This is a genomic window from Glaesserella parasuis (assembly GCF_002015085.1).
Taxonomy (GTDB): domain Bacteria; phylum Pseudomonadota; class Gammaproteobacteria; order Enterobacterales; family Pasteurellaceae; genus Glaesserella; species Glaesserella parasuis.
The window spans coordinates 1-11,241 of sequence record NZ_MUXW01000060.1 but is presented as its reverse complement, the minus strand read 5'-3'; the positions used below and the strand labels follow the sequence as shown (position 1 = coordinate 11,241).

Genomic DNA, 11,241 nt, shown 5'->3' with positions numbered 1-11,241 from the left:
TCAGTCCAAATTTTAATTGGATCTAATTTAGATTTTAAGATAAACGTTTTATAACATTCATTACAAAAATAACGTTGAGTATTATTTTGTATACCATGTTTCTTTATTTTCAGACTTTGGCAAAATGGGCAGTTTTTTGTTCATGTTTCAAAAAGAGGGCTTAAAGCCTTGTACTATAAGGCTTTAAGCCACTTTTTAGCAATTGTTTTGTCTATTACAACAACAAAAACCGCCCATTTTATCTACTGCACCACCTATTTTCATAAAAAGGATTAAGGCGACTATAATAACTTCTGTCTTACAATCTCAAACAGACAAACCCCGGTCGCCACGGATACATTTAACGACGATACCGATCCTGCCATTGGAATACTCACCAGTTGATCACAATGTTCACGGGTAAGACGACGCATTCCGTCTCCTTCTGCCCCCATCACTAACGCAATCGATCCTGTTAATTTCACCTGATACAGACTTTCTGTCGCTTCGCCAGCTGTGCCGACGATCCAGATATTGCGTTCTTGTAACTCACGCATTGTACGGGCAAGATTTGTCACTCGAATAAGTGGCACGGTTTCTGCTGCACCGCAAGCCACTTTGCGAGCTGTTGAAGTGAGCTGTGCTGATTTGTCTTTTGGTACAATAACGACATCAACCCCTGCGGCATCAGCAGTACGCAAACAAGCCCCTAAGTTATGGGGATCGGTCACTCCGTCTAAGATCAATAAAAACGGATTTGCTTTGCGATCTAAAATTTGGTCAAGATCGCTTTCATTTAGCTCTTTAGCTTGAATGACTTTGGCGATAATCCCTTGATGTACTTCGCCTTGCACTTTGTTATCGAGTGCTTGACGATTGACCTGTTGCACTCGAATGCCTAAACGCTGTAATTCGTTGAGTAATGGGGTTAATCGTTTATCTTCACGACCTTTTAGTACAAACACTTCGATTAATCGTTCGGGTGCAACATCTAAAAAGGATTTAACAGCGTGAATACCGTAGATTTGTTCGCTCATATTTATTCTTCTATTCTGTATCTTATTTTTCCCCTCTCTCGTTTACGGGAGAGGGTGGAGAAAAATCCGCAGGATTTTCGGAGGGAGATGGCAATTAATGTTCTCTTGTTTTAAAGAACTCCACATCCGGATAACGCTCTTGAGCCAAGTTGAGATTAACCATTGTTGGGGCGATATAGGTTAAGTTATCGCCACCGTCTAAGGCTAAATTCTGCTCGTTTTTGCGTTTAAATTCTTCAAACTTCTTGGCATCGTTGCATTCCACCCAACGTGCTGTCGCTACATTGACGGTTTCGTAGATTGCTTCCACGTTATATTCGGTTTTAAGGCGTGAAACGACCACATCAAACTGAAGCACACCGACCGCGCCAACGATTAAGTCGTTATTCATCAATGGACGGAACACTTGCACCGCACCTTCTTCCGACAGTTGTACCAAGCCTTTAAGCAACTGTTTCTGCTTAAGCGGATCTTTTAGGCGGATGCGGCGGAACAATTCAGGGGCGAAGTTCGGAATACCGGTAAATTTCAAGTTTTCGCCTTGCGTAAAGGTATCGCCGATTTGGATCGTACCGTGATTGTGTAAGCCGATAATATCGCCTGCGTAGGCTTCTTCTGCATGGGAGCGGTCGCCTGCCATAAAGGTTAAAGCATCGGAGATGATCACATCTTTGCCGATACGGACGTGCTTGAGCTTCATTCCTTTTTCATATTTGCCCGATACCACACGCATAAAGGCAACACGGTCTCGGTGTTTTGGATCCATATTCGCTTGAATTTTGAACACAAAGCCACTGAATTTTTCTTCGCTTGCTTCTACTTTGCGTAAATCAGACTCACGGGCTTGCGGAGCGGGCGCCCATTCGGTTAAGCCATCTAAGAAGTGATCAACCCCAAAGTTACCTAATGCCGTACCGAAGAAAACAGGGGTTAATTCGCCGTTTAAGAAGGCGTCTAGTTCAAATTCGTGGCTTGCCCCTTGCACCAGTTCTAATTCGTCACGCAGTTGCTGAGCCAAATCATCGCCCACAGTTTGATCTAACTCTGGATTATTTAGCCCTTTGACAATACGCACTTCCTGAATGGTATGCCCTTGCCCTGTTTGGTAGAGATAGGTTTCGTCTTTATAGAGATGATAAACGCCTTTGAACAACTTACCGCAACCAATCGGCCACGTGATCGGCGCACAGTTAATCTTCAACACGCTCTCAACTTCGTCTAACAATTCCATCGGATCACGAATATCGCGGTCGAGCTTGTTCATAAAGGTTAAAATCGGCGTATCACGCAAGCGAGTTACTTCCATCAATTTGATGGTACGTTCCTCAACCCCTTTTGCACTGTCGATCACCATCAAACAACTGTCTACCGCCGTTAAGGTACGATAGGTATCTTCCGAGAAGTCTTCGTGCCCCGGTGTGTCGAGTAGATTGACTAAGCAATCATTGTAAGGGAACTGCATTACGGAGGTGGTAATCGAAATCCCACGTTGCTTTTCCATTTCCATCCAGTCGGATTTAGCGTGCGCTTGTGAGCCTTTACCTTTTACCGAACCTGCGGTTTGAATGGCGTTTCCGTAAAGTAACACTTTTTCGGTGATGGTCGTTTTACCAGCATCGGGGTGAGAAATAATCGCAAAAGTTCTGCGTTTATTTACTTCTTGAGGGTAATTATTTAATGACATTCTATTCTCGTTTTCTTTTTCAAAAATGGTGGCTATTTTCCCTGATTTAGTCAGAGATCACAACCGACGGAGATGGGTTATATTAAGATTTGCAAACTATTGACAAAAACTGACCGCTAATAAAATTTTATTTATCCCGATCATCTATGCCAATTAGCAAATAGTTGCCTTGAATATCTGCTAAACTTCTAAAACCGATATTAAAAATTTCACAGGCCTTATTACGATTAATTAGACGATAATCAAAATTATCGTGGTGATGTCCGTGAAAAATCTTCTTCACGCCCATTTTTCGAGCCAGTTGATTAATCACTGCAAAACCTTGTGGGTGTGGGCGAGGAGCTTCGTGGGTAATTAAAATATCTGCTTTTTGCGTTTCTAAACCTTCCACATCTGAAGGAAAAATTGAGGTACGGTGACGCAGTGGTACACCACCTCGCCAAATACGCTCTTGTGGACTATATTGGCAATAATGGATAGGATCAAAGAACATTGGGCGGTGAGGAGGCATCCAGATATGCCCTCTAAAAACGCCCCCTAGTCCTGCAATTTTTGTGCCTTGTATATTGATAACGCGTCCGTGAAGATTTCGTTCTTTCCAAGCAGTTCCCCAAATAGCATCATACGCAGCAACCGTTTTACTGTCGTGGTTACCGTGAATAAACCAAATATCGCAGTGTTGAGCCAGCTTATCCAACTCTGCAGTCGTGGTTAATTGCAAATCCCCTAAAATCACTAACGCTACGTTCTCACGTTCCTGAACAAAGGGGTAAAGGTGGGCGTAGCTACCGTGAGGATCGCCCGCAAAAAGTATCATTCGCTCTTCTCGTTTTGGTTTTTAAAAGTTAATGCTATGGATTCTTCATTTAAGATCGCTTCAATCACTGCTTTGGTTTGATTATAACGATCTAAATAACTTGGCGATTCAATTTCAATATAAGGTACGTTATATTTTTCTAACAATTTTTTGAGTAACTGCTGGAAGCGTTGGCGTTGTTTTTGTGAACCTAAACTACGCAGACCATCATCAACCCATTTAGTGTTATTTGATAATAAAATAGTGACATCAAAAGGATATTCTTTAATCATCGAATCTAAGAATGGGTGAGGTTTGCCTTCATATTGAATACAGAATGCTTGAGTAGTAATGTAATCCGTATCAATGATCGCCACTTTGTGTGCGTGCTTCATTGCATAATCAACATAACGCTTATGCCCTAATGCCATTTGTGGATAGTCTGAATACTGCATTGCCTGTTCATCACCGCCAAGTTGTTCAAAGACAAATTCTCGCCCGTATTCCCACGCCGATGTCGTATTAAATACATTAGCAAGTTTGCTGACTAGAACAGTTTTTCCGCTACTTTCACCACCTAAAATAGCGATAGTTTTCACAAAGAATGGACGCACCTCTTTTGGAATAAAACGCCAGTATTGGAACGGATTGTTGCGGATCTTTGTCGCTGATACATTAAATGAGTTACGTTCAGGATCGACTAAATGCACTTCCAAATTTAAGTATTTCTCGTAAGGTTCTTTATCTTGAATCTCACTGCTAAAGACTAATGTTGGCTGAATATGTTTTTCAGCAAATAGCTCTTTGACACGTTCCACCCAGCCCTCCCAGCCGTTTGGATAGCTAGGAATACCATCTTCAACCAAATGATGAATGAAAATCTGTTTTTGCTGATATTTAAAAATCTGTTGCATCCAACGCAAACGATCTTCATTCGTTGGCATACGTTTCATTTTACTATCACGGAACAGTTGTAAATCACGTTCAGTATCGGTACAAACAATAACGTGTAGCATATCCACCTTACTAAAGGCTTCATAAATCATATTAATATGCCCCGTATGCACTGGATAGAACTTACCAAAAATTACGCCTACTCGTTGATTTTGTTCCTCAACGATATTCAACACTTTATGCAACGCACCTAATTTTGTCGCACTTGGATTTTTAATTTTCCCCGACACTAATTGATTAAAATAGGCTCTAGTTACCCCTGCTTGCTCACAAACATCATTTACTTTTAGCTTTAACTGTTTACGTTTTTGTTGAAGATAAGCAAAATTTGTCATAAGTTCGTCCTCACATTGATAGACAGAATGATAGGCGAAATCGACCTTTTTGTCATTTAAAAATGTATAGTCAAGCGGTAAGATTTACATAACAAATTGCAAAATTATGTATAAAGACTTTCTACTTTTGCACTATTCGGTATAATCTCGCTTCCAAATTATTCCTCATTTAACAAATTATGGCGTTATTGATTACCCACAAATGTACCAACTGCGATATGTGCGAGCCTGAGTGTCCTAATCAAGCGATCTCAATGGGCGATGAAATTTATGTCATCGATCCCGATCTTTGCACGGAGTGTGTTGGACATTACGAAACGCCGACCTGCCAAAAAGTGTGTCCGATCAACAACTGTATCATCACCGATCCTGAGCATATTGAAACTAATGAACAGCTTTGGGAACGGTTTGTATTGATTCATCATTCGGATAAACTATGATAACTTTCTGATTCGTTGAGCTAATTCACTAACCTGCTGCCAATCTGTATATTCATACTCTCTGCTAGTATCTGTATCACCTTTCGTTATTTTCATAATAAAGCGAATCATGGTTTTATCAAAAAAATTATAGCGAGGATAGAGTAATGCTCCAGCAAATACTTCAGCGATATTTGGTTTCCATAGAATTTTGTCTAGCAATTTACGTGTATATGTATTCGTATAAGGTGTATTACGAGTTATTTTACGAGCAGTTAAATTGACACTAAAAAAAACAGATTTTTTTCTATTTAGTAGCTCATAATATCGATCAATAAATTGTTCCAATACTGGGTCAAAATGTCCATATCGAATCGATGCGCCAATAACAATACAATCAAATTGTTCTAATGTTTCTACAGACCAAAGAGAAAAGTCTCGTAAGGAGAAAACTTGTGTCTCTTGTTGTAGCTCCTTCGCAAGATAGTCAGAAATTTTTTTTGTTTGTCCATCATTTGTTAAATAAAATATTGCAGTTTTCATATTATGTTCTCTATAACCTATTGTGAAAACGATCTTAACAATTTAAATTTAAAAGAACTATAATTTGTTTTATATCAATCCGTTAATTAAAGTATTTTGACTTTATTTAGAATAGAATGAAAATTAAAATTCATCTGAGTTTTAGCTCAATTACTGTTCACTTATAAAAGGAGTATATATAATGAAATCTATTTTTTTACGTACAGCTTTGTTAGCGTATATGTTTGTTGCACTTTCTGCTCAAGCTGCCTCTAAAGAGCCTTATACTCAAGCCGGATTTAACACACGTTTAGCAGAGCAACAGCAAGCCCCAATTCATTGGGTTTCTATTGAGCAAATTAAAGAGAGCTTAAAAGGCAAAGCCCCGATGAATGTGAGTTTTGATATTGATGATACTGTATTAGCAAGTAGCGGTTGCTTCTACTATGGTAAGCAGAAGTATTCACCGAATGATTATAGCTATCTCAAAAATCAAGATTTCTGGGACGAAATCAATGCTGGTTGTGATAAATACTCTATTCCGAAACAGGTCGCCCAAGATCTCATTAATATGCATCAAGAGCGTGGCGATCAGATTTTCTTTATCACAGGAAGAACTGCAGGTAAGGACGATCAAGTCACCCCATTACTTGAAAAAACCTTTGGTATAAAAAATATGCAACCTGTTAATTTTATGGGCGGACACGGTCAAGATAAATTAAAAACAAAATACAATAAAGCCGCAGGGATTTTAAAACATAATATTCAGTTACACTACGGCGATAGCGATGATGATATTCTCGCCGCTAAAGAGGCTGGCATTCGTGGTATTCGTGTATTGCGTACCACAAGTTCAACTTATACGCCATTCCCTCAGGCTGGCGGATATGGAGAGGAAGTTATTATAAATTCAAGCTACTAATAAATATCCCCGTCTTAAAAGGCGGGGATTTGCTATTCCCTTATAGCCTTTGAATACTGTTCAAGTATAGATTGTACGAAATAAATTAACAGAAGAAGGCATATTGTCTAGATGAGTGCTATTTTTGTTACTCCAATTGTGCGATACTGTTTCGTTAGACTATCCCTTCCAAATATAAAATGAGAAAAACTTTCTGAATTTTTAAAATGCAAACGTTTGCGTAATCCATTATAATGCCTTCAATTTTGTTTTCTATCATTAACGGAACTGCCCAATGACTGTACAAACCTTTCGTGGCTCACCTGCCTTATCTGACTTTCGTTTAAACCAACTTCAACAAAAATTCGAGCAACATCAACTACCTGTTAAATCGGTCTATACCGAATATTTGCATTTTGTTGAGCTAAACCGACCGCTTGTAGCCGATGAAACAAAAAAAATCCAAGAGTTGTTGCATTATGGTCCAACCCTTGCGGAACACGAGCCAACCGGCTTTTGTTTGATTGTAACTCCACGTATTGGCACGATTTCTTCGTGGTCGTCAAAAGCGACAGATATTGCCCATAACTGTGGCTTATCAGCGGTAAACCGCATTGAGCGTGGTTTAGCGTACTATTTCGAGTTTGAACAAGCGTTAAATGAAGCAGAGTTAGCAACCCTAAAAGGCTTGTTGCACGACCGTATGTTAGAAACCGTTTTAACCGATGAAAACCAAGCGAGCCAACTGTTTGCTCAACACGAGCCAAAACCCTTTACGACTGTGGATATTTTAAACGGTGGTCGCAAAGCCTTAGAAGTGGCAAACGTGGAATTAGGTTTGGCGTTGGCAGAAGATGAAATTGATTATTTGGTGGAAAATTTCACAGCGTTAAACCGCAATCCGCACGACATTGAGCTTTATATGTTCGCACAGGCGAACTCAGAGCATTGTCGCCATAAAATTTTCAATGCAGACTGGACGATTGATGGCGAAAAACAAGAGAAATCTCTGTTCAAAATGATTAAAAACACCTTCGAGAAAACCCCAGATTATGTGCTTTCTGCCTATAAAGATAATGCGGCGGTAATGGAAGGTTCTAAAGTCGGTCGTTGGTTCCCTGATCAAGATGGGCAATATCGCTATCATCAAGAAGATGCGCATATTTTAATGAAAGTAGAAACCCACAACCACCCGACAGCCATTTCACCATTCCCAGGGGCTGCGACAGGTTCAGGTGGCGAAATCCGTGATGAAGGGGCGACAGGGCGTGGTGCAAAACCAAAAGCAGGTTTGACAGGCTTCTCGGTGTCTAACTTGGTGATCCCAAACTTTGAACAACCGTGGGAAAATCTGCTTTCTAAGCCGAACCGTATCGCTTCTGCGTTAGATATTATGATTGAAGGTCCACTTGGCGGAGCGGCATTTAACAATGAATTTGGTCGTCCTGCATTACTTGGCTATTTCCGTACCTATGAAGAAAAAGTAAACAGTTTTGGTGGCGAAGAAGTTCGTGGTTATCACAAGCCGATTATGCTCGCAGGCGGTATCGGTAACATTCGTGCCGAACACGTTCAAAAAGGCGAAATTCCTGTTGGGGCGAAATTAATTGTACTTGGCGGCCCTGCAATGAATATCGGTTTAGGCGGTGGTGCGGCTTCGTCAATGGCGTCAGGCAAATCTAAAGAAGATTTAGATTTTGCTTCCGTTCAACGTGAAAACCCAGAAATGGAACGCCGTTGCCAAGAAGTGATCGACCGTTGCTGGCAGTTAGGCGATGAGAACCCGATTTTATTTATTCACGACGTGGGTGCTGGCGGTTTATCGAACGCAATGCCAGAATTAGTCCACGACGGCGATCGTGGCGGTAAGTTCGATTTACGCAAAATTTTGTGTGATGAGAAAGGAATGTCACCGCTTGAAATTTGGTGTAACGAGTCGCAAGAGCGTTATGTGTTAGCGGTTGCGGCGGATAAATTGCCATTATTTGAAGCACTTTGCCAACGTGAGCGTGCGCCTTATGCAGTGATCGGCGAAGCGACCGAAGAAAAACATTTAACCCTGCACGACGATCATTTTGACAATAACCCGATTGATTTACCAATGAACGTGCTACTTGGCAAAACGCCGAAAATGCACCGTCAGGTTTCGTCAAAAACCGTGCAAAACCCACCGCTTGCACAGGAAGAAATTCAGCTTAAAGAAGCCTTCCACCGTGTGTTACGCTTGCCAGTAGTCGCAGAAAAAACCTTCTTAATTACTATCGGCGACCGCTCAGTCACCGCAATGGTAGCTCGCGATCAGATGGTCGGCCCGTGGCAAATTCCTGTTGCCGACTGTGCCGTAACCACCGCAAGTTTAGACAGCTATTACGGCGAAGCAATGTCAATGGGCGAACGAGCGCCAGTTGCCTTACTTGACTTCGGGGCATCTGCTCGCTTAGCAGTAGCAGAAAGCATTACCAACATTGCTGCAACCAATATTGGCGATATTAAACGCATTAAACTCTCGGCAAACTGGATGTCGGCGGCAGGTCACACAGGCGAAGATGCTGGCTTATATGAAGCAGTGAAAGCAGTGGGCGAAGAGCTTTGCCCTACACTTGGCATTACTATTCCTGTGGGTAAAGACTCAATGTCAATGCGTACCACTTGGGAAGAGAACGGCGAGCAAAAAGCGGTAACTGCGCCACTTTCTCTCGTAATTTCGGCTTTCGCCCGTGTGGAAGATGTGCGTAAAACCGTGACTCCACAACTTCGCACCGATAAAGGCACAACTCGCTTATTGTTACTCGATTTAGGCGAAGGCAAAAACCGCTTAGGTGCAACGGCGTTAGCACAGGTTTACAAACAACTTGGCGATAAACCTGCGGATGTGGTGAATGTAGAAACCTTGAAAAACTTCTTCAACGCAATGCAAGCCTTAGTTGCTGATGATAAATTACTCGCTTACCACGACCGTTCAGACGGTGGCTTAATCACCACCCTTGCGGAAATGGCGTTTGCAGGCAACTGTGGCGTATCGGCTCACATCACCGCATTAGGCGACAACGATTTAGCGGTGTTATTTAACGAAGAACTCGGTGCCGTTATTCAAATCAAAGAGAGCGACTTAAATGCAGTGCGTGATGTGTTGAAAGCTCACAACTTACTACACATTACCAAAGACATCGGCTCAGCAACGGAAGGCGATCTGTTTGAAATTACCAGTGGTACACGCAAATTACTCAGCGAAAAACGCTCTGAATTGCGTGGAATTTGGGCAGAACTTACACACCAAATGCAACGCTTGCGAGATAACCCTGAATGTGCCGACCAAGAATTTGCAACCAAAAAAGACCCAAATAACAAAGGGTTATCTGCATTCTTAACCTATGATGTCAATGAAGATATTGCTGCACCGTTTATCAACCGTGGCGTAAAACCAAGCATCGCTATCTTGCGTGAACAGGGCGTAAACAGCCATTACGAAATGGCGGCAGCCTTCGACCGTGCAGGCTTCAATGCGATTGATGTACATATGAGCGACTTAATGGCTGGCAGAAGAAATCTTAAAGATTTCAATGCGTTAGTTGCTTGTGGTGGCTTCTCTTACGGCGATGTACTTGGTGCAGGCGGTGGCTGGGCGAAATCGATCCTATTCAACCCAATGCTACGCGATCAATTCAGCCAATTCTTCGCCAACCCGAACACTTTAGCCCTTGGCGTGTGTAACGGTTGCCAAATGGTGTCAAACTTAGCGGAAATTATCCCAGGTACAGAAAACTGGCCACGCTTCGTGCGTAATAAATCCGAACGTTTTGAAGCTCGTGTGGGACTGGTGAAAATCAACGATACCAACTCACTCTGGTTCAGCGGAATGGCAGGCTCACATATGCCGATTGCCGTTTCCCACGGTGAAGGACAGGTGGAATTTAAGCGGTCAGATCAGCTTGAAAATCTACAAAAACAGAACTTGGTTATCGCCCAATACATCGACAACAACGGCAACCCAACCGAAGTTTACCCAGCCAACCCGAACGGCTCGGTAAACGGTATTACTGCTATTTCTAATGTGGACGGAAGAGTGGCGATTATGATGCCACACCCTGAACGAGTTTATCGTGCAGTGAGCAACTCTTGGTATCCAGAAGACTGGACGGAAGATGGGGCTTGGATGCGGATTTTTAGGAATGCACGAGTGGCGTTGAAGTAGCATAATTTTACATGTAACTGAGCAGTAATCGTCTAATTACTGCTTTTTTATGGAGGGATCGATGGCATATGGCAAATATAAATTAAGCAATTTACTAGGAGGTAAGCGAGAGAATATTTTTAATATCATTCTTAAATATAAAGACTTGCTAAGTATGATTGTTCAACTAGGTAGAGCCTCTCCCACAATTTGTGTAAATACCTGTTTCTGAGATAATACATTCAGACACAGGTATTTTATTATGAACGAAAAACAACTTCACGCCTTGGCAGCGGAAGAGGCTGCGTTAAATGGTGAACTGACCGACCATCTTGGTTATGAAAAACATCAGCCTAGAAAAGGTAAAAATGCACGTAACGGTTACACATCTAAGACTGTCATTTGTGATGAAGGTGAGATAGAAATTGAGACGCCTCGTGACC

The 11,241-nt window shown here is 41.8% G+C and carries 10 protein-coding genes; 4 read left to right on the top strand and 6 right to left on the bottom strand.

The window, feature by feature from the left end:
* The 5 genes from B0183_RS13225 to nadR form a co-directional block, all read right to left on the bottom strand.
* Nucleotides 1-92, bottom strand: a 92-nt coding sequence (locus B0183_RS13225; RefSeq protein WP_459543473.1) for a hypothetical protein, incomplete at its 3' end; no start/stop codon positions are given.
* Nucleotides 93-281: 189 nt separating this feature from the next.
* The gene (gene rlmB / locus B0183_RS11290; protein WP_021111969.1) at nucleotides 282-1,016 is read right to left on the bottom strand and encodes a 23S rRNA (guanosine(2251)-2'-O)-methyltransferase RlmB; all 735 of its coding nucleotides are present in this window, start codon (nucleotides 1,014-1,016) and stop codon (nucleotides 282-284) included.
* A 94-nt stretch (nucleotides 1,017-1,110) separates the two neighbouring features.
* Nucleotides 1,111-2,700 (bottom strand): peptide chain release factor 3, encoded by a 1,590-nt coding sequence (prfC, locus tag B0183_RS11285; protein WP_021111970.1) that lies wholly within the window; start codon nucleotides 2,698-2,700, stop codon nucleotides 1,111-1,113.
* A gap of 127 nt (nucleotides 2,701-2,827) precedes the next feature.
* The gene (locus B0183_RS11280; RefSeq protein ID WP_005711710.1) at nucleotides 2,828-3,517 is read right to left on the bottom strand and encodes a metallophosphoesterase family protein; all 690 of its coding nucleotides are present in this window, start codon (nucleotides 3,515-3,517) and stop codon (nucleotides 2,828-2,830) included.
* Nucleotides 3,514-4,785, bottom strand: a complete 1,272-nt coding sequence (gene nadR / locus B0183_RS11275; protein WP_005711712.1) for a multifunctional transcriptional regulator/nicotinamide-nucleotide adenylyltransferase/ribosylnicotinamide kinase NadR — start codon at nucleotides 4,783-4,785, stop codon at nucleotides 3,514-3,516. Before nadR ends, B0183_RS11280 begins: the two co-directional genes overlap by 4 nt.
* 179 nt (nucleotides 4,786-4,964) lie before the next feature.
* On the opposite strand from nadR, the gene B0183_RS11270 reads away from it, so the two are divergent.
* Entirely contained in the window at nucleotides 4,965-5,225 is a 261-nt protein-coding gene (locus B0183_RS11270; RefSeq protein ID WP_005711714.1) for a YfhL family 4Fe-4S dicluster ferredoxin, read from the top strand.
* Here B0183_RS11270 and hemG read toward each other — a convergent pair.
* Nucleotides 5,220-5,747 carry a menaquinone-dependent protoporphyrinogen IX dehydrogenase gene (hemG, locus tag B0183_RS11265; protein ID WP_005711716.1) on the bottom strand — a complete coding sequence of 176 codons (528 nt, stop codon included), beginning with the start codon at nucleotides 5,745-5,747 and terminating at the stop codon, nucleotides 5,220-5,222. The genes B0183_RS11270 and hemG overlap by 6 nt on opposite strands.
* Nucleotides 5,748-5,928: 181 nt before the next feature.
* On the opposite strand from hemG, the gene aphA reads away from it, so the two are divergent.
* From aphA to B0183_RS11250, 3 genes are all read left to right on the top strand, one after another.
* Nucleotides 5,929-6,648, top strand: a complete 720-nt coding sequence (gene aphA / locus B0183_RS11260) for an acid phosphatase AphA (protein WP_021118636.1) — start codon at nucleotides 5,929-5,931, stop codon at nucleotides 6,646-6,648.
* A 274-nt stretch (nucleotides 6,649-6,922) separates the two neighbouring features.
* Nucleotides 6,923-10,819, top strand: coding sequence for a phosphoribosylformylglycinamidine synthase (purL, locus tag B0183_RS11255; RefSeq protein WP_078208814.1), 3,897 nt, complete (start codon nucleotides 6,923-6,925; stop codon nucleotides 10,817-10,819).
* 241 nt (nucleotides 10,820-11,060) lie between these two features.
* The coding region (locus B0183_RS11250) for a transposase (protein ID WP_078208813.1) at nucleotides 11,061-11,241 on the top strand (181 nt) is incomplete at its 3' end.

What these genes read in the sequence shown, in the direction of transcription:
- prfC (WP_021111970.1), bottom strand. Translation starts at nt 2,700, where the DNA reads ATGTCATTAAATAATTACCCTCAAGAAGTAAATAAACGCAGAACTTTT.
- B0183_RS11270 (WP_005711714.1), top strand. Translation starts at nt 4,965, where the DNA reads ATGGCGTTATTGATTACCCACAAATGTACCAACTGCGATATGTGCGAG.
- hemG (WP_005711716.1), bottom strand. Translation starts at nt 5,747, where the DNA reads ATGAAAACTGCAATATTTTATTTAACAAATGATGGACAAACAAAAAAA.
- rlmB (WP_021111969.1), bottom strand. Translation starts at nt 1,016, where the DNA reads ATGAGCGAACAAATCTACGGTATTCACGCTGTTAAATCCTTTTTAGAT.
- B0183_RS11280 (WP_005711710.1), bottom strand. Translation starts at nt 3,517, where the DNA reads ATGATACTTTTTGCGGGCGATCCTCACGGTAGCTACGCCCACCTTTAC.
- aphA (WP_021118636.1), top strand. Translation starts at nt 5,929, where the DNA reads ATGAAATCTATTTTTTTACGTACAGCTTTGTTAGCGTATATGTTTGTT.
- nadR (WP_005711712.1), bottom strand. Translation starts at nt 4,785, where the DNA reads ATGACAAATTTTGCTTATCTTCAACAAAAACGTAAACAGTTAAAGCTA.
- purL (WP_078208814.1), top strand. Translation starts at nt 6,923, where the DNA reads ATGACTGTACAAACCTTTCGTGGCTCACCTGCCTTATCTGACTTTCGT.